The organism is Variovorax sp. LjRoot175, assembly GCF_964253805.1.
In the GTDB taxonomy this organism is placed as follows: domain Bacteria; phylum Pseudomonadota; class Gammaproteobacteria; order Burkholderiales; family Burkholderiaceae_C; genus Variovorax.
This window is the reverse complement of sequence record NZ_CAXURY020000001.1, coordinates 2,935,289-2,953,167: the sequence shown is the minus strand read 5'-3', so window position 1 is coordinate 2,953,167 and position 17,879 is coordinate 2,935,289. Positions and strand designations below refer to the sequence as shown.

The window sequence follows — 17,879 nt, the reverse complement described above, 5'->3', positions numbered from 1 at the left end:
TTTCATGCCCATCAACAGACAACAACTGCTCGACAACCGCCCCGATGGCGAAGCCGTCGCTTCCAATTTCAAGCTCGTGAGCACCGAGACGCCGCCGTTGAAAGACAACGAGGTGCTGGTGCGCCACCACTACATGAGCCTCGACCCCTACATGCGCGGCCGCATGAACGACGCCAAGAGCTACGCGCAGCCGCAGCCGCTGGGCCAGGTGATGCAGGGCGGCACGGCGGGCGAGGTGGTCGAGAGCAAGCACCCCAAGTACGCCGTCGGCGACAAGGTGGTCGGCTTCGGCGGCTGGCAGGAATACAGCGTGGTCGATGCCTCGCAGCCCGGCGCCTTGAGGAAGGTCGACACCGCGTACGTACCGCTCTCGTACTACCTCGGCGCGGTCGGCATGCCCGGCGTCACGGCCTGGTACGGCCTGGTGAAGATCATCAACCCGAAGGCCGGCGAGACGATGGTCGTCACGGCCGCCAGCGGCGCGGTCGGCAGTGCCTTCGGCGCGCTGGCCAAGGCGCGCGGCTGCCGCGTGGTCGGCATCGCGGGCGGTGCGGACAAGTGCAAGTACGTGACCGACGAATTGGGCTTCGACGCCTGCATCGACTACCGGCAGCATCCCGACGTCAAGAGCATGAGCACAGCGCTGAAGGAGGCCTGCCCGAAGGGCATCGATGGCTACTTCGAGAACGTCGGCGGCTACATCTTCGACGCGGTGCTGCTGCGCGCCAATGCCTTCGCGCGCGTCGCGCTGTGCGGCATGATCGCCGGCTACGACGGGCAGCCGCTGCCGCTGGCCAATCCGGCGCTGTTCCTCATCAACCGGGTGAAGCTCGAAGGCTTCATCGTCAGCGAGCACATGGAAGTCTGGCCCGAGGCGCTGGCCGAACTGGGCCAGCTGGTCGCCACCGGAAAGCTCAGGCCGCGCGAGTCGATCGCGCAGGGCATCGAGTCGGCGCCCGAGGCCTTCCTCGGTTTGCTCAAGGGCAAGAACTTCGGCAAGCAACTGGTGAAACTGATCTAGGAAAAGTGCAAGGAGGCCGGCGATGAACACGACGCACGAGGTCTTCAACCAGCCGGCCCCGCTGGCCGGCTACAACCTGTTCGAATCCAACCGGCCGCTGCGCGATGCGCTGAAGTTCAACGCATCGCAGCTGCAGCTCGCGCCGCTCGCGCATCTGGGCGGCGTGATCGGCTCGGTCGAGATGCAGACCCATGCGCGGCTCGCGAACACGAACCCGCCGGTGCTGCACACGCACGACCGCTTCGGCCGGCGCATCGACGAGGTGGAGTTTCATCCGAGCTATCACGCGTTGATGAAGGCGGCGGTGGGTGCCGGCCTGCACGGCACACCGTGGACAGGGGAATCCGCATCCCCGCACGTCCAGCGCGCCGCCGGCTTCATGCTCTTCACCGAGCTCGAGCCCTCGGTGCTGTGCCCGATCTCGATGAGCTACGCCGTGACGCCCGCGCTGCGCGGCAACGCGGCCATCTATGCCGACTGGGGGCCGAAGCTCGCGAGCCTCTGGTACGACCCGGTGCTCAGGTCCGCGCTCGACAAGCCCGGCGTGACCATGGGCATGGGCATGACCGAGAAGCAGGGTGGCTCGGACGTGCGCGCCAACACTACGCGGGCGGTTCGCGTCGCCGGTGATGATTGGGGCGAGCGCTACGAGATCACGGGCCACAAGTGGTTCTTCTCGGCACCGATGTGCGATGCCTTCCTGGTGCTCGCACAGGCGCCAGCCGGTCTGTCGTGCTTCTTCATGCCGCGCGTGCTGCCCGACTGGATGGGCGATGACGTGCGCAACGGCATCCGCATCCAGCGTCTGAAGGACAAGCTCGGCAACAAGGCCAACGCCAGCTCCGAGGTCGAGTTCCATGGCGCGAGCGCCTGGCTGGTCGGCGAAGAAGGTCGCGGCATTCCGCAGATCCTCGAGATGGGCACGATGACGCGGCTCGACTGCGCACTCGGCACCAGCGGCCTGATGCGCCAGGCCTTGAGCCTGGCCCTGCATCACACAGCGCAGCGCCAGGCCTTCGGCAAGCCGCTCATCGAACAGCCGCTGATGAAGAACGTGCTGGCCGACCTCGCGCTCGAAAGCGAAGCAGCGACCGCACTGGCCATCCGCCTCGCGCGCGCCTTCGATCGCCAGCAGGACGAGCACGAGCGCCTGATGGCGCGCCTGCTGACACCGGTGGCCAAGTTCTGGATCTGCAAGCGCGGCAGCCACTTCGCGCAGGAGGCGATGGAATGCCTCGGCGGCAACGGCTACGTGGAGGAGGGCGGCGAAGGCGTGATGGCGCGCGTCTACCGCGAGATGCCGCTCAACTCGATCTGGGAAGGCGCCGGCAACATCATGGCGCTCGACCTGCTGCGCGGGCTTCGCAAGGGCGATGCGGTCGCGGCATTGGCGCACGAACTCGCGCCGGCGCGCGGTGTCGATGCGGCGTTCGACAGCCTGGCCGATGCGCTGCCGGCGCGCATCGAGGCCATGGCCACCGAAGCCGAGGCGCGCCGGCTCGCGCAGGACGTGGCGATCGCGGTGCAGGGCGCGCTGCTCGTGCAGACCGCGCCGCAGGCCGTGGTCGGCGCCTTCTGCGCATCGCGCCTGGGCGGCGACTGGGGCCATGCCTTCGGCACGCTCCGCGCCAGCACCGATTTCGATTCCATCATCGCGCGTGCACGGCCCCAATGACGCGGACATCCAAAGGACCCTCATGGCAGACCTGATCCTCCACCACTACGCGACCTCGCCCTTTTCCGAAAAGCTGCGCCTGATCCTCGGCTACAAGAAGCTAGCCTGGAAGTCGGTGATCATTCCGCAGATCCTGCCCAAGCCGGACCTGATCGCACTCACGGGCGGCTACCGCAAGACGCCGGTGCTGCAGATCGGCGCCGACATCTACTGCGACACCGCGCTTATCTGCGACGTGCTCGAGCACATCTCGCCGCTGCCGTCGATCTATCCCGAGCCGGGCAAGGGCCTGGAGCGCGTCGTTGCCCAATGGGGCGAGACCTCGCTCTTCTGGGCCTCGATGGCCTACAGCTTCAGCGGCAAGGGCGCGGCTGACCTGTTCGGCAAGGCGCCGCCCGAACTGGCCAAGGCCTTCGGCGAGGACCGCAAGGCCATGAGCGTGAACATGGTGCGGCACCGCCCGGGCGATGCCGCGGCGGCCTACAAGTCCTACCTGCGGCGCATGTCCGACATGCTGGACGACACCGACTACCTGCTCGGCGCCTATCCGACGGTCGCCGATTTTGCCTGCTACCACCCGCTGTGGTTCACGCGCAAGCGCACGCCCTCGATGGCCGGCATCCTGCAGTTCACGCCGGCCGTGGGCGACTGGATGGACCGCATGGCCGCGATCGGCCACGGCACGATGGAGACCTTCGATGCCGCGCAGGCCATTGCCGTCGCGGCCGCTTCGACGCCGCACACCCTCTTGTCCGACAGCACCTTCCAGGACGAGCACGGCATTCCGCTCGGGACCCGCGTCACGGTCGCGGGCGAGAGCTTCGGGCCCGAGCCCACCGAAGGCGAACTCATCGCCGCCACCCGCACCCACTACACGCTGCGCCGCACCGACGCGCGTGCCGGGACCGTGCACGTGCACTTCCCGCGCGTCGGTTATGCGTTGAGAAAAGTCGAAGGCTGACGCTCGCAACGGGCACCTTCGCGACTGCATCGTGCAGGTTTCCGTATTTCAATAGCGTCTCCCTCAAGAGACGAAAAGGACACGGGCAATGATTCAGGATTTCAAGGGCACCACCGCAGTTCTCACCGGCGCCGGTTCCGGCTTCGGCCTCGAGTGCGCGCGCATCGGCGCGGCGCGCGGCATGAGTCTCGTGCTGGTCGACGTGCAGCAGGACGCACTCGACCGCGTGCAGGCCGAGATGGAAGCCGCCGGTGCGCAGGTGCTGGCGCGCAAGGTCGACGTCGCCGATGCGCAGCAGATGGAACAGCTCGCCAAGGATGTGCAGCAGCGCTTCGGTGCGCCGCACTTCGTCTTCAACAACGCGGGCGTGGGCGCCGGCGGCCTGGTGTGGGAGAACACCGTGGCCGACTGGGAATGGGTGCTCGGCGTCGACCTCTGGGGCGTGATCCACGGCGTGCGCCTGTTCACGCCGATGATGCTGCAAGCCGCCGCCAGGGACCCTTCGTACCGCGGCCACATCGTCAACACCGCCAGCATGGCCGGCCTGCTGGCGCCACCCAACATGGGTGTCTACAACGCGGCCAAGGCGGCCGTGGTGAGCCTCACCGAAACGCTCTACCAAGACCTGAAGCTCATCACCGACCAGATCGGCGCCAGTCTCCTGTGCCCTTACTTCGTGCCGACCGGCATCACCAGCAGCGAGCGCAACCGGCCCGATGCACTCGCTGCCGGCGAACTCACCAAGAGCCAGCTGATCGGCCAGGCGATGAGCAACAAGGCCGTCAGCAGCGGCAAGGTGACGGCGGCCGAAGTGGCGCAGATGGTGTTCGATGCCATCAGCGCCAACCAGTTCTACGTGTTCAGCCACCCGAAGGCGCTGGGCAACGTGAAGAGCCGCATGGAGAGCATCGTGTCGATCTCGAATCCGGCCGATCCCTTCCTGGAGCGGCCGGAGATCGGCGCCAAGCTGCGCGAACAGCTGCGCGCGGGCTGAGACTCCCCCTTCAACCCTGCGGCGTTTCCTCGATCGCTTCGACGCGGTCGGGATAGAAGGCGAGGTGGTCCTTGATCTGCTCGACGGACGCGTAGGGCTGCTCGTAGGTCCACACGGCGTTCGCCCCTTTCTCACCGGCCGAGGGAATGCTGTAGTAGGCACAGTCGCCCTTGAAGGGGCAGTAGGTGGCGTGCTCGGTGCGCTCGAGCAGCGACATGTCCACGTCCTTGCGCGGGATGTACTGCACGGCGGGGTAGCTCGCTTCGCGCAGCGTCAAGGCTTCGCGCGTGTCGGCGATCACGCGGGCGGCGGCCTTCACGACCACGCGCGCGGGGTTCGCGGCAATGGTGATCGGATGGTCCGGGCCGGGAATCTTCACGGGTTTTTCCTGCATGTGTCTGTCCTTGGTTGAACGGCGGCGGCCAGGGTATGAGCGATCGGATGACACTTCCGGCCTGTCAAGTGTTCCACTGCTGCTTCTGGAGGCAATCCGGGCGCAGGCCCCGTGGGACAACGATCTAAAAAGTTCCCAGTGCAGTTTTCCACAAGCTTGTCCACGGGCGCGGGGGACATGTCGGGATGCCGAGGAGACCGCGGGATGTTTTCCTACACCTTCTTCCAGGGCATCGGCACAAAGTTGCAGGGACTTGAAACTGGCGTCGAGGCCGGCTTATACTGAACCAACAGGTTCTGTGTTTCATCCCAACCCCAAGGAGATTTCGAATGTCCTATGTCGATGGATACGTCGTTCCCGTTCCCAAAGCAAATATCGAGGCCTATCGCGCGATGGCCACCAAGGCGGGAAAGATCTGGCGCGAGCATGGCGCGCTCGAATACCGCGAATGCGTGGCCGACGATGTGAAGTCCGGTGAAGTCACCTCCTTTCCGCAGGCCGTGAAACTGAAGGACGACGAGACCGTGATCTTTTCGTACATCGTGTTCGAGTCGCGCCAGCACCGCGACGAAGTCAACGCCAAGGTGATGAGCGATCCGCGCCTGGCCGACATGATGGATCCCAAGACCATGCCCTTCGACGGCAAGCGCATGTTCTGGGGCGGCTTCAGCCCGCTGGTCGAACTCTGAGTCCGGCCTGGCCGGCGATCCACTGCCACACCGCGCGGACCGCCGGTTCACGCTCGCGCCCTTCGGCGGCTGTCAGGAAATAGCTGCCGGTAGCGAGTGCGGGCCCGAAGGGCTGCAGCAACGCGCCGCTTCGCAACTCCTCGGCGCAGAGCGTGAGGCTCAGCAAGGCCACGCCATGCCCCGCCAGCGTGGCGAGCAGGGCGTGCGTTTCGTCCGAGAACGAGAGGCCTGAGGCAGCGCGTGTCGTGCGCGATTTGCTCGCAGCGATACCGGCCTCCTCGAACCAGCGCGACCACACGGCCGGTGCGCGCGCCTGCGGCTGCCAGTCGCTGTGGATCAACCGGTGCTTCGGCAGATCCTGCACGCGCTTCAAACCCAGGAGCGGACTGCATACCGGCGCATAGCGCTCGGCCATCAGCTCGGCCGTCACCAGGCCCGGCCAGCCGCCGCTGCCGGAGCGGATCGCGAGGTCGGCATCGCCGCGCGTGAGATCGACCAGCAGATCGCTCGCATGCAAGCGCAGCTCGATGCCGGGGCAGGCGGCGCGAAAGGCCGCCATACGCGGCAGCACCCACTTGGCCGCGAAAGCGGTGTTGGTCGTGAGCGTGACCGTGTCGCTCGCCGAGCGCTCGCGCAGCGCATGCACGCCGGCTTCCAGCACGTCGAAGGCTTCGCGCAGCGCATGGAACAGGCGCAGTCCGGCCGGCGTGAGCGCCAGTTGGCGCGTCAGCCTGCGAAACAGCGGCTGGCCCAGCGTGCTCTCGAGTCCGCGCACCTGGTGGCTGATGGCCGTGGGCGTAACCGAGAGCTCGGCCGCCGCGCGCTGAAAGCTCAGGTGCGCCGCAGCCGCCTCGAAGGCGCGCAGCGAGGACAGCGGCGGCAGCCGGCGGGGTCGCCTCACAGGTGAATTCAGCTCATCCATGCAGGAAGAAATCCTCGTTTGTGCAAAGGGTGGCGCAACCCTAAATTGGATACGCCAATTCATTCATTGCCACGCAGGAAAGACCCTTTCATGACCACGCTTCTGCACATCGATGCCAGCGCTCGGCTCGGCCGCTCCGGCATCGATCCCCATGGTTCCCACACCCGCAGGCTCTCTGCGCGCTTCGTGGCGCGCTGGCATGCGGCGCGGCCTGCGGACCGCATCGACTACCTCGATGTCGGCCAGGCGCCGCCCGCGCATGTCACGGGTCCCTGGATCCACGCTGCGTTCACGCCCGCCACGGCGCGCGAGCCGTGGATGCACGAAGTGCTTGCGGAGAGCGACCGTCTCGTGGACCAGCTCATCGCCGCCGACCTGATCGTGGTCGGCCTGCCGATGTACAACTTCGGCGTCCCGGCGCAGTTCAAGGCCTACATCGACAACATCGTGCGCGTGGGCCGCACCTTCGGCTTCGACCGTGCGCGCGGCGAGGTGCCTTACTGGCCCTTGCTGGCCGATGCAGGCAAGCGCCTGGTGCTGCTGGGCTCGCGCGGCGACTTCGGCTACGGCGAAGGCCAGCGCATCGCGCACCTCAACCACACAGAGGCCAGCGTGCGTTCGGTGTTCGGCTACATCGGCATCCGCGAGGTGCACGAGATCGCCGTCGAGTACGACGAGTTCGGCGGCGAGCGGCTGGTGCAGTCGCTCGGCGAGGCCGATCTCGCGGTCGATCGGCTGGTCGATAAGCTCTCGGCCTCACACCTTCAACTCATGATGGAAAACGCATGACCGCCATTCAGCAACCCGCCCGGACTCTACGACCCGGCCCCAACGGCTATTCGCACCTCGCGATCGTCCCGCCCCGAAGCCGGCCTGCACGCTCATTCCGGTGCCGCGGCTGGCGCTCGACGGCATGCTGTTCGAGATAGAGGCCACGGCGGTTGTGCCTGCCTAGGCGATGCCTAGGCGGGATGTGCGGCCTCAGCGGTAGGACAGCACCAGCCCGTGCACCAGCCGCGTCCAGCCGTCCAGCATCACGAACAGCAGCAGCTTAAAGGGCAGGGAGATGGTGGTCGGCGCGATCATCGACATGCCGAGCGCGAGCAGCACGGTGGCGACGATCAGGTCCACCACCACGAACACCAGGTAGATGATGAAGCCGATCTGGAAGGCCCGCGTCAGCTCGCTGAGCGTGAAGCTGGGCACCAGCACCATGAAGTCGTCGGCCTGCAGTTGCTCGGCCCGCGCCTTGGGCCAGATGTTGGAGGCCGACTTAAGGAAGAACTGGCGTTCGCGCTCGTGCGTGTGCTTCTGCAGAAACTCCTTCAGTGGCGCCTTGGCGGCATCGAGCACCGCGACAATGTCGTTCAGCCCTTCGCCCTTGGCGCCGAAGCTGCGGCTGCGTAGCGCGTCGCCGACGTCCATGCCCACCGGCGCCATGATGTAGACCGACAGGATGATCGCGATGCCGTTGAGCACCATGTTGGGCGGCGTCTGCTGCAGGCCCAGCGCGGTGCGCAGGAGGCCGAATACGATGACCAGCTTGGTGTAGCTGGTCACCATCAGCGCCACGAAGGGCGCGACGCCGAACGCGACGATCAGCGCGACCAGCGTCAGAGGTTCGGGGAGTCCGCCTTGCATCGGGATCGCCTGTGGTGAGCGCTCTTCAGACTTCGCCGGGCGCGAACTCCGACACGCGCACGCCGAGGCGGTCGCCCACCGCGACCAGGTAGCCCTTGCCCAGCACGTTGCCGTGCGCGAGGATGCGCACCGGGCTGCGGTTGAGCGGCTGCCCGAGGTCGAACACGTGGCCGGCGCGGATGCTCTTCAGTTCGCCGAGCGTGAGCGACAGGTCGCCGACTTCGAAGCGCAGCGTCACCTCCAGCGCATCGAGTCGATCGATCGGCAGGTTGGCGCTGGCGTCGGCGTCCTGGGGTTGGGCTGCGGGGTCTTGCTTCATGGCGCTGTCGATGGATTGCTGAACGGTGATGCGGGAACCTTCGGCGAAGGCGAAGAGATGGAAGCCCGAGGGACCGCCGAGTTCGGCGTTGACGACGATCGCCGCGCCAGAAGAACTCCATTGCTCGATGCCGATGATGTCGCCGGGCCGGATGCTCGTGATCTCGCGCAGCTGGATCGGCGTGCTGCCGATCCTGAAGCCCAGCGGCAGGCGCAGCGTGTCGAAGGAATGCGTCGCTCGCGCGACGCGCGGCAGGGTGTCGGCGGGCACGAGCGCATCGAAAGTGGCGTCGTCCTCGAACTGCACGAAGCCGCGCAGCGTCGCGCCGTCGTCGGCGGCCGTGGCGACGAAGAAGGCCGCGCGTTCGGGATCGCCCGGCACCGTGTCCCGGGCTTCGGCCTCGGGCGGCTGCCATTCGAAATGCAGTCGCAGCGCTTTCTCGAGCGCGTCGACGATCGGATGCAGCGCGTCGGCCAGCAGGATGTAGCGCAGATCGCGCGGCAGCAGGTCGCTGCGGCGCTCGCCGAGCAGCGCCTGCATGCTGGGCGCGTCCAGCGCGAGGTGGCCGACCTGCGTTCCCATCCTGAATCGATAGCTCTCACGCGCGCCGTGGCCGAGGACAGGGTCGTGGATCCACTGAAGGTGATAGCCGACGTTGCGCAACACCAGTTCCCGCGGCCGCGCGTCGTCGTAGAGCCGATTGAGCGCGCGCACGCAGGCAACCGTTGCGCGAGGCAGCGCAGGCGCGTCGCCGAGCTCCGTCACCGCGTCCTCAGCCCGCGTCGGCATTCACGCTTTCGTTGAACAAATCGCTACGTCCAGTCACTGTCCACATTCCTCGGCGCCACGCGTATGCAGCCCGCATCGGGAGGCGCAGCTTAGCGAAATGAAGGTATTGCAGGTAGTACGCAAATGCGTAGTGCCCTGCGCGCGACAGCGCCCTCGTGCCTACGAGAACTCGTGGTTGTCGTGACCGGATCGCGCCGCTTAGAGTGCGTCGCGACGTGAACAAATTCACGTTCGGTTCAGTTTTCGAAACCTTTCGATTCATAACTCCCAAGAAACCCCACGAGGCCCAGCACGCATGGCGAGCCCCGCGCGACCCCTTCAAACGCCCCGCGGCAGCATGCGCGATCGCCTCGTGAATGCAGGCCGCTACAACGACCTGTTGCTGGCCGGCCTGCTGGTGGTGGTGGTGGCGCTTTTCGTGCTGCCGTTGCCGACGCCGCTCCTGGACTTTCTCATCGCGAGCAATCTGGCGATCAGCCTGGTGCTACTGATCGTGGCGATGTACGTGCCCTCGGCGCTGTCGCTCTCGACCTTTCCGTCGCTGCTGCTCTTTACCACGCTGTTCCGGCTCGCGCTCAACATCGCGTCGACCAAGCTGATCCTGCTGCAGGCGAACGCGGGCCACATCATCGACACCTTCGGCAAGCTGATCGTGGGCAACAACGTGGTGGTCGGCGGTGTCGTGTTTCTCATCATCGCGATTGTGCAGTTCATCGTGATCGCGAAGGGCTCGGAGCGCGTGGCCGAGGTCGCGGCGCGCTTCGCCCTCGATGCGATGCCGGGCAAGCAGATGAGCATCGACGCCGACGTGCGCGCCGGCGTGCTGTCTTCCGTGCAGGCGCAGAAGCGCCGCCAGCTGCTGGAGCAGGAGTCGCAGCTGCACGGCGCAATGGACGGCGCGATGAAGTTCGTGAAGGGGGACGCCATCGCGAGCATCGTCATCGCGCTGGTCAACATCCTGGCCGGCATCGCGATCGGCACGCTGATGCACGACATGAGCCTCAGCGATGCGCTGCAGCGCTACGCCATCCTCACGGTGGGCGACGGCATGGTCTCCCAGATCCCGTCGCTGCTGGTCTCGATCGCGGCCGGCATCGTCATCACGCGCGTCGGCACGGGCGACCGCCGCGATGGGCAGCTGGCCAACCAGATCGGCGACCAGTTGATGGCCCATCCGCGCGCGCTCATCATCGCGGGCCTGGCGGTGGCGAGTTTCCTGGTCGTGCCGGGTTTCCCGAAATGGGTGTTCGGCCTGCTGGCGGCGATCCTGCTGGGCCTGGGCTTCACGATGCGCATGCTGCGCAGGCAGCGCAACACGCCGGACTGGATCTCGCACCGCGAAGGCGTGGCCTCCGAGGAAAGCGAGAGCGACCACGCGATCGCCGCGCCGCTCGCGGTGCGCCTGTCCAGCGGCCTGCGCGGGCTGGTGGACCGCCATGTGCTCGACAGCCACCTGTCGACGGTGAAGACCGCCGTCGAGAGCGATCTCGGCCCGATCTTTCCGCGCCTGCAGCTCGGCTATTGGGACCTGCCCGCGCCCTACGACTACCAGGTACTGGTGCACGACGTCGCGGTGGCGCGTGGCACGCTCAAGCCCGGCTGGCTGATGCTCGATCCGTCGGAGACCGCGGCTGCGCCGGCCGATGCGGAAATTGCCGAGCCCTTCGGACCCTTCGGCCGCGTGCTGTGGGTGCCCCGTGCCGACGCGGACTTGAAGACCTGGAACAACGAAGAGGTCGTCGGCCTCCACCTCGACCACGCGGTGCGCCGCAACGTGCGCGAGCTGATCGGCCTGCAGGAGGTGCAGCGCCTGCTGCACTCGGTGCAGCGCGATGCGCCCGAGCTCGCGGCCGAAGTCTCGCGCGTGGCCTCGGCGCAGCGCATCGCGGAAGTGCTGCGCCGGCTGCTGCAGGAAGGCATCCCGATCCGCAACCTGCACGCGATCTTCGAGAGCCTCGCGATCTGGGCCGCCAAGGAGCAGGACTCGATCGCACTCACGGAACTGGTGCGCATCGACCTCGGGCGCTACATCACCAGCCGCTACGTCGGCGCGAACCGGCAGCTGGAGGCGATCCTCTTCGAGTCCAGCCTGCTGGAGCGCGTGCAGAACGCGGTCGAGAGATCGCCGCGCGGCAACCTGCTGCTCCTGAGCCCCGCGGTCACGCAGGACATCCGGGAGCAGGTGCGCCGCATCCTCGGCTCCACGGCCAACCGCGTGGTGGCTATTGCCTCGTCGGACGTGCGCCGCTACGTCAAGACGTTGATCGAACCGGTGGCGCCGACGCTTCCGGTGCTTTCCTACCAGGAAGTCGACGAAGACGTGGCCCTGCAGCCGGTGGGCTGGGTCACCAATCCGCAAGCCCATTGACCGATGAATCCCGTCTCTTCCGCCGAATCGCTCCATGACCCCGCAGAACATCCTCGACATCACCCGCGAGGCCTTGATGCTCGTGCTCTGGATCTCGCTGCCGGTGGTGGTGGTTTCGACCGTCACCGGCCTCGTCGTCGCCGTGCTGCAGGCCGTCACGCAGGTGCAGGACCAGAGCATCGGCCAATCGATCCGGCTGATCGCCGTGATGGTCGCGATCATCGTCACCGCAGGCTGGCTGGGCGGCGACATGATGCGCTTCGCGGAGCGGGCGTTCCATACGCTCACGGCGCTGCAATGAGCCGAACGCTTCACGCGCTGATGCTGCTGGCCTTGGCGGCGCTCTTCCTCGCCGGCGCGCAGCGGGCGATGGCGGCGGAGCTGCGCTGGAACAACCGCCCGTTCCAGATCGTCGCCAACGAGAAGCCGCTGCCCGACTTTCTGCGGGAGCTCGTGGCCTCGCAGGGCATCACCGCGGTGATCGATCCCAAGGTGACGGGCGTCATCAGCGGAAAGTTCTCGGGGCCGGCGCAGAACATCCTCAACAGCGTCTGCTCTGTCAACGGGCTCACCTGGTACTTCGATGGCGCCTTCCTCTTCATCGACCTCGCGAGCGACGCCAAGAGCGAGGTGCTCCCGATCGCCGCCGACAACGCAGAGCGCATCGCCGAGACGCTGGTGCGCCTGCGCATCTCCGACGAGCGCTACCCGCTGTCGATCAGCGCCAAGGATGCGAGCGTCTACGTGACCGGCCCGCGCCGCTACGTCGAGATGGTGCGCCAGGCCGTGAAGCTGGCCGACCAGCGCAGCGCGATGGCCGACGGCGCGGAGATCCGGCTCTTTCCGCTGAAGTACGCGTGGGCCTCGGACTTCAAGATCAACCGTTCGGGCAAGGAGACCGTGATTCCGGGTGTGGCCAACGTGCTGCGCAGCCTCTACGGCCGCGCGAGCGGCAACCTGTCGAGCGGCGGCTCGGGCGCGCGCGGCACCAGCGCGACGCTTTCGGTCGGCCCCAACCGGCAGATCAAGCTGCGCAGCGGCGAGTCGATCAACGCGCCGAAGGTCGAGATCTCGGGCCTCTCGCCGATCAACGGCGACGGCGCATCCTCGCTCGGCGGCATGCCGGGAGGCATGGGCAGCGAACTGCCGCAGTTCCAGGCCGACACGCGCATGAACGCGGTGCTCGTGCGCGACACGCCCGACCGCATGAACCAGTACGCGAAGCTGATCGAATCGATGGACGTGCGCCCGCGGCTGATCGAGATCGAAGTGACGATCATGGATATCAGCTCCGACACGCTCAGCAGCCTGGGCATCGACTGGCGCCTGCACGGCCGCCATGGCGACTTCCAGACCGGCCGCGGCGATCGCGGTCCGCTCACCTGGGACGGCTCGACCAGCGAGGCCGGCCAGATCGGCGGCGTGAATGCGAACGGCCAGCCGGTCACGCCGCTCGGCGCGATGTTCACTGCGGCCATCGGCAACAGCGCGCGCAACTACCTGCTCGCGCGCGTGACCGCGCTCGCGACCAACGGCGACGCCAACTTCGTGGCGAGGCCCAAGGTCATGACGCTGGACAACACCGAGGCCGTGCTGGAGAACCTGAGCGAGTTCTACGTGCGCGTCGACGGCTTCCAGGACGCGGGCCTCTTCAGTATCACAGCCGGCACTGCGGTGCGCGTGACGCCGCTCATCATCGACGAGAAGGCGGGGCGCGGCGTGATGATGTCCATCGACATCGTCGACGGCGACCTCAGCGCGCAGGCCGTGGACCGCATCCCGATCGTGCGCCGCCGCACGGTCAACACGCAGGCTCTGGTGGACGAGGGCGCGAGCCTGCTGATCGCAGGCTATTCGTCGGAGGAGCGCAGCAATGCGACGACCGGTGTTCCCGTGCTGAAGGACATTCCGGGTGTCGGCAGCCTCTTCAAGTACTCCGACAAGAAGCAGATCAACATGGAGCGCTTCTACCTGCTGACGCCGCGGCTGGTGACGCCCGGCGCCACCGCCGCGGCGCCCTTGCTGCCGTTGCCGCCGACGCCGGCGGCGGGGGGCTGAGGACGTGAACGGAGCCGGTAGCGACCACGGCGCAGAGCTCGGCCACGAGGCCTCCGAGGCGGCTGCGCCGGCCGCGGGCTGGTGCGTGCGTTTCCTCAGCGGCGCGGTCAAGGGCCGCACCATCGCCCTGAAGCCCGGCATCAATGTGTTGGGCTCGGGCGGAGAGTGCGAGGTGATGCTGCCCGGCAGCGACGTGCTGCCGCGCCACCTGGTGTTTACCGTCGGCGAACTGGTGGTGTCGATGCAGCGGCTGGGCACGGCGACCACGCGGCTCAACGGAGAGGAGATGCACCAGCCGCGCCGCAGCGTGGTGGCCGGCGACATCGTGAGCGTGGGCCAGATCGATTTCCAGCTCGACCGCAGCTATCCCGCCGCGGCGCGCGAGGACCGCATGTTCGCGCCGCCGAGCGACGTGCATGCCGGCATGCACGCGGCCGGGCGGGCGCCTGCGCAGCGCGAACGGCTCGTCGGCTACTGGGTGGGCGGCATCGTGGTGCTGTTCGCCGCGATCGCAATGGCAGTAGTGTGGGCCGGCGGCCAGCGCGGCGGAGCAGGCGGCACGCCCGGCCAGGTCAACCTGGCCGAAGTCGAGCGTGTGCTGGTGCCGTTTCCGGAAGTCGAGGTGGTGGCCGCGCCGGGCGGGCTCTTCAACGTCAAGGGCTATGTCGAATCGAAGCAACGGCGCGACACGCTGCAGCGCGCGATGGAGCCCTTCGGCCGCCAGGTGGCCGTCAACGTGCACTCGGCCGACGAGATGGTCGAGCAGGCGCGCCGCTATGTCGGCGACCCGGGCGTGGCGGTCAGCTACACCGGCCAGGGCCGGCTGGTGCTGAGCGGCACGGTCGAGGATTCGTCGGTGCGGCAGAAGATCCGGCGACTCAGCGAAGACCTGCACCCCTCGGTGCTGGTCTCTGACAAGGTGCAGTACCGCGAGAAGGCGCAGCAGGTCGACAAGGACGCCGAGATGCGTGCGAACTGGGATGGGTGGCAGGGCCTGCTGCCGGCCCGCATGGTGAGCATCACCGAAGACGGCAACGGCCTGCGCCATATCCAGCTGTCCAACGGCAACCGCTACTACGAGGGCTCGGTGCTGCGTTCCGGCGCCGAGCTCAAGCGCATCGACGCCGACGGGCTGGTACTGAGCGGCGGCGTTCCCAACAACAAGCCGGCGAGGTGACGAGATGGCACCCGCGCCGACCCGATTTCGTGCAGCGGCTGCGTTCGCGCCGCTGCATGGAATGGCTTCGTCCCGAGGACGAAGCGTCTTTCAAACCCCAGTGAAACAGCAACCCAACCAGGAGTAATCGCATGAGCGCAGTTGACACCTCGATCCAGCAGATGCAGCAGGCCGCGGCCGACAACGCCCGCCTGATGACCGCCAGCATGACCGCCTCCACCGCCATTCAGGGCGCGGCCTCCACCGCGCACACGGTGAACGGCGCGAGCGCTGCCGGCGGCGAAGTGGCGAAGACCACCGGCAACGACATCCGCCAGTCGGCGAAGTCGTCCTGATGGCCGTGCCCGCGCGACGCCGGCGCCGGCCTCGTGCGGGCCTTTTTCCAGGAGTTGAACATGACCGATCCCATCGCCTCGGCCGCCGTCGCAGCGCCGCCGGCTGAGCTTGCAGGCCCCGCGGCCGCACAACAGACGGCGGGGCCGTCGCGCTTCGATCCGGGCGACACGCGCATGTTCGCCAACATGATGAACGGCGTGCAGGCGCCGCCGGCCACCGTGGCCGGGCCCAGCGCGATCGGCGACGCCGCCAAGTCGCTGGCCGCGCAGTTCTCGGGCAACGTGCGCTCCTACGAGGACCTGCGCCGCAGCATGCTCGAGTCCGTCGATCTCTCGGACCCCATCAAGACCATGTTCGTGATGACCGACCACTCGATGGAGGCGCACATGATGTTCGCCAAGATGCACGTCTCCACCGGCCTGGCGAGCGCCGCCACGAGCCTGTTCGGCACGCTTCTGAAGAACCAGCAATGAAACACTTCCGCTGGCTTGCGGCGCTCGCCCTAGTCTTCGCGCTGACCGGCTGCAAGGTCGCGCTCTATTCCAACCTCAACGAGCAGGAGGCCAACGAGATCGTCGCCGCGCTGGCGAACGAGGGCATCGATTCGTCCAAGGCCCGGCTCGAAGGCAGCAACTGGCAGGTCGACGTGGAAGAAGGCCGCCTCAGCCGGGCGCTCGACGTGCTGCGCAACCAGGGCCTGCCGGGCGAGCGCTACTCCAGCATGGGCGAGGTGTTCCGCAAGCAGGGCCTGGTCTCGACGCCGTCCGAGGAGCGCATGCGCTACATCTACGCGGTGTCGCAGGAGCTCTCGCAGACGCTGCGCAACGTCGACGGCGTAGTGGCCGCGCGCGTGCACGTGGTGATCCCGGCCAACGATCCGCTCTCCGAGAAGATCCGGCCTTCGTCGGCCGCCGTCTTCATCAAGCACCGGCCCGACGTCGACCTGCGGCTGCTCGCGCCCGCCGTCAAGGACATGGTGGCGCATGGCATCGAGGGCCTCACGCACGACCAGGTGTCGCTGTCGCTCTTCGAGGCGCGCAAGCTCTCCGTGGCGCCGGCCGCGGACGGCGCACCGGCGCGGCCGGCGGTGCTGGGCCTGTTCTCCACTCAGACCGCGATGGTGCTGCTGGGCCTGCTCGCAGGGGCGGTGCTCTGCCTCATGGCGCTGCCCGGCCTGTTGCGGCGACAGGGCCTGGACTGGCGCAGCTGGACCCGCAGCCAGGTATTCCGGCGATGAAAAGCTCTCCCCCAGGCAGCCCGATGGACCTGGTGCGCCTGGTGACGCGCTTCAACCTGCATCCCGAGCTCGACCTGCACCCGAGCTGGCTGCCCGTGAACTGGCCGGCGCCGCACCGCTTGCCGGCGCGGCTGGGTGAGGGCGGGCGGGCGGTGCTGGCCGGCCTGTTGCAGCGAGGCCCGGGCGCCTTCGCGACGGCCGCCGACTTCAACTTCGATTCGCGCGTCAAGCGCCTGGCGCTGCTGGATGGGGGAGCGCTGCGCAGGCTGGCAGCCTACCTGGGCTTCAGCGTGCACCTGCCGCTCTTCAAGATTCGCGGCGGCGTCGGCTACCAGATCCGGCGCCAGGCCTGCCGCTTCGACGAGGACGCGGTCGACTTCGTGCTCGATCGCGTCCCGCAACTGACCGAGCTGCGCATGAACTACTCCGCGCTCGAGCAGAGCCCGCTGGCCGCCGGCCGCGTGGTGGTCGAACGCGGCTACCGGCTGCTGCTGGGCATGGTCGCGCCGGAGGGCGACTCGCTGCTGCGCCGCCTGCAGTACAAGTTGCCGCGCCGCGTCTGCGCGCTGAGCCTGCCGCAGTTCGAGCCGCCGCAGGCGCGCCAGGTCCACGAGTTGATGCTCTCTTGCATCGTTCCCGAAAGATTGCCCCAATGGGACTGGCTTTTCTGATCACCACCGAGAACCTGCAGCTCCTGAGCGAGCGCAAGGTGCTCAAGGAGAACGAGTACGCGGCCCTGCTCGATGCATCGGCCGTGGTCGAGAGCGCGCGCCAGGAAGCGCGCCGCATCGTCGCGCAGGCGGAGCAGCAGGCCGAGGCCAGCCGGCACAAGGGCTACGACGAAGGGCTGCAGCGTGCGAAGGCCGAGTATGCGAAGCAGCTCGTCTCCGAGAGCATGGCCGCCGAGCGGCAGCTGCAGGCACTGCGCGTGTCGATGGCGCAGCTGGTGGTGAAGGCGGTGGGCCAGTTCATCTCCGACGTCGATCCCGCCATGCTCTTTCGCAGCGCGCTGGTGCGCGTCGAGGCGCTGCTGCGCACCGAGCCCTTCATCGCCGTGCGCGTGGCGCCGGCGCAGGAAGCGACCATGCGCGACGTGCTGCATCGGCTGCGCGCGCAAGCCAACTGGAGCATGACCGTGAATCTCACGCCCGATGCGTCGCTGCCCGCCGGTGCCTGCGTGGTGCAGACTTCGACCGGCGTGCTGGAAATCGGCGTCGATGCGCAACTCGAGGCCTTCCGCCGCGCGGTGGAGCGCGGCGGCCTGGCCTCGCCCGCGGGAGGGCGGCGCTGATGCAGAC

Annotated in this window: 19 protein-coding genes and 1 pseudogene; 16 read left to right on the top strand and 4 right to left on the bottom strand. The window is 67.6% G+C overall.

Annotation, left to right across the window (positions count from 1 at the left end; all coding sequences use genetic code 11):
- Positions 1-4 precede the first annotated feature (4 nt).
- The 4 genes from ACSQ89_RS14690 to ACSQ89_RS14675 all read left to right on the top strand — a co-directional run bounded on the left by ACSQ89_RS14690 (position 5) and on the right by ACSQ89_RS14675 (position 4,651).
- On the top strand, positions 5-1,021 hold the full coding sequence (locus ACSQ89_RS14690; RefSeq protein WP_093108729.1) for an NADP-dependent oxidoreductase: 1,017 nt from the start codon (positions 5-7) through the stop codon (positions 1,019-1,021).
- Positions 1,022-1,043: 22 nt separating this feature from the next.
- Positions 1,044-2,696: an isovaleryl-CoA dehydrogenase gene (locus ACSQ89_RS14685; RefSeq protein ID WP_436290292.1), complete on the top strand. Its 1,653-nt coding sequence runs from the start codon at positions 1,044-1,046 to the stop codon at positions 2,694-2,696.
- Between the two features lie 22 nt (positions 2,697-2,718).
- A complete protein-coding gene (locus ACSQ89_RS14680) occupies positions 2,719-3,657 on the top strand; it encodes a glutathione S-transferase family protein (protein WP_093108727.1) in 939 nt (312 codons plus the stop codon).
- An 88-nt stretch (positions 3,658-3,745) separates the two neighbouring features.
- Complete coding sequence (locus ACSQ89_RS14675; RefSeq protein ID WP_093108726.1) at positions 3,746-4,651, top strand: SDR family oxidoreductase; 906 nt, start codon at positions 3,746-3,748, stop codon at positions 4,649-4,651.
- A 10-nt stretch (positions 4,652-4,661) separates the two neighbouring features.
- On the opposite strand, the gene ACSQ89_RS14670 is transcribed toward ACSQ89_RS14675, so the two are convergent.
- The gene (locus tag ACSQ89_RS14670) at positions 4,662-5,045 is read right to left on the bottom strand and encodes a DUF427 domain-containing protein (RefSeq protein WP_436290293.1); all 384 of its coding nucleotides are present in this window, start codon (positions 5,043-5,045) and stop codon (positions 4,662-4,664) included.
- Positions 5,046-5,374: 329 nt separating this feature from the next.
- On the opposite strand from ACSQ89_RS14670, the gene ACSQ89_RS14665 reads away from it, so the two are divergent.
- Complete coding sequence (locus ACSQ89_RS14665) at positions 5,375-5,734, top strand: DUF1428 domain-containing protein (RefSeq protein ID WP_093108724.1); 360 nt, start codon at positions 5,375-5,377, stop codon at positions 5,732-5,734.
- Here the strand turns inward: ACSQ89_RS14665 and ACSQ89_RS14660 are convergent.
- Positions 5,712-6,656, bottom strand: a complete 945-nt coding sequence (locus tag ACSQ89_RS14660; RefSeq protein ID WP_436290294.1) for a LysR substrate-binding domain-containing protein — start codon at positions 6,654-6,656, stop codon at positions 5,712-5,714. The genes ACSQ89_RS14665 and ACSQ89_RS14660 overlap by 23 nt on opposite strands.
- A 90-nt stretch (positions 6,657-6,746) precedes the next feature.
- On the opposite strand from ACSQ89_RS14660, the gene ACSQ89_RS14655 reads away from it, so the two are divergent.
- A complete protein-coding gene (locus tag ACSQ89_RS14655) occupies positions 6,747-7,445 on the top strand; it encodes an FMN-dependent NADH-azoreductase (RefSeq protein ID WP_436290295.1) in 699 nt (232 codons plus the stop codon).
- 73 nt (positions 7,446-7,518) lie between these two features.
- A pseudogene (locus ACSQ89_RS14650) lies at positions 7,519-7,611 on the top strand (RidA family protein); the annotation flags it as partial.
- A gap of 26 nt (positions 7,612-7,637) precedes the next feature.
- Here the strand turns inward: ACSQ89_RS14650 and sctR are convergent.
- Together sctR and sctQ are read right to left on the bottom strand one after the other, a co-directional pair.
- Positions 7,638-8,297, bottom strand: a complete 660-nt coding sequence (sctR, locus tag ACSQ89_RS14645; RefSeq protein WP_093108721.1) for a type III secretion system export apparatus subunit SctR — start codon at positions 8,295-8,297, stop codon at positions 7,638-7,640.
- Positions 8,298-8,322: 25 nt separating this feature from the next.
- Positions 8,323-9,405: a type III secretion system cytoplasmic ring protein SctQ gene (gene sctQ, locus ACSQ89_RS14640; protein ID WP_436290296.1), complete on the bottom strand. Its 1,083-nt coding sequence runs from the start codon at positions 9,403-9,405 to the stop codon at positions 8,323-8,325.
- A 295-nt stretch (positions 9,406-9,700) separates the two neighbouring features.
- Here sctQ and sctV point away from each other — a divergent pair, with 295 nt between their 5' ends.
- From sctV to sctL, 9 genes are all read left to right on the top strand, one after another.
- Positions 9,701-11,773, top strand: a complete 2,073-nt coding sequence (gene sctV / locus ACSQ89_RS14635; RefSeq protein ID WP_436290297.1) for a type III secretion system export apparatus subunit SctV — start codon at positions 9,701-9,703, stop codon at positions 11,771-11,773.
- A gap of 34 nt (positions 11,774-11,807) precedes the next feature.
- Positions 11,808-12,074, top strand: a complete 267-nt coding sequence (sctS, locus tag ACSQ89_RS14630; protein WP_436290298.1) for a type III secretion system export apparatus subunit SctS — start codon at positions 11,808-11,810, stop codon at positions 12,072-12,074.
- Positions 12,071-13,831 (top strand): type III secretion system outer membrane ring subunit SctC, encoded by a 1,761-nt coding sequence (sctC, locus tag ACSQ89_RS14625; RefSeq protein ID WP_093108717.1) that lies wholly within the window; start codon positions 12,071-12,073, stop codon positions 13,829-13,831. Before sctS ends, sctC begins: the two co-directional genes overlap by 4 nt.
- A 4-nt stretch (positions 13,832-13,835) precedes the next feature.
- Positions 13,836-15,008 (top strand): FHA domain-containing protein, encoded by a 1,173-nt coding sequence (locus tag ACSQ89_RS14620; protein WP_436290299.1) that lies wholly within the window; start codon positions 13,836-13,838, stop codon positions 15,006-15,008.
- A gap of 131 nt (positions 15,009-15,139) precedes the next feature.
- Positions 15,140-15,343, top strand: a complete 204-nt coding sequence (locus ACSQ89_RS14615) for a hypothetical protein (protein ID WP_093108715.1) — start codon at positions 15,140-15,142, stop codon at positions 15,341-15,343.
- A gap of 60 nt (positions 15,344-15,403) precedes the next feature.
- Complete coding sequence (locus ACSQ89_RS14610) at positions 15,404-15,817, top strand: hypothetical protein (RefSeq protein WP_093108714.1); 414 nt, start codon at positions 15,404-15,406, stop codon at positions 15,815-15,817.
- Positions 15,814-16,581, top strand: a complete 768-nt coding sequence (gene sctJ / locus ACSQ89_RS14605) for a type III secretion system inner membrane ring lipoprotein SctJ (RefSeq protein ID WP_436290300.1) — start codon at positions 15,814-15,816, stop codon at positions 16,579-16,581. Before ACSQ89_RS14610 ends, sctJ begins: the two co-directional genes overlap by 4 nt.
- Positions 16,578-17,252: a SctK family type III secretion system sorting platform protein gene (locus tag ACSQ89_RS14600; RefSeq protein WP_436290301.1), complete on the top strand. Its 675-nt coding sequence runs from the start codon at positions 16,578-16,580 to the stop codon at positions 17,250-17,252. Before sctJ ends, ACSQ89_RS14600 begins: the two co-directional genes overlap by 4 nt.
- Positions 17,234-17,872 carry a type III secretion system stator protein SctL gene (gene sctL, locus ACSQ89_RS14595; protein WP_093108711.1) on the top strand — a complete coding sequence of 213 codons (639 nt, stop codon included), beginning with the start codon at positions 17,234-17,236 and terminating at the stop codon, positions 17,870-17,872. The genes ACSQ89_RS14600 and sctL overlap by 19 nt, the downstream gene beginning before the upstream one ends.
- Positions 17,873-17,879 lie beyond the last annotated feature (7 nt).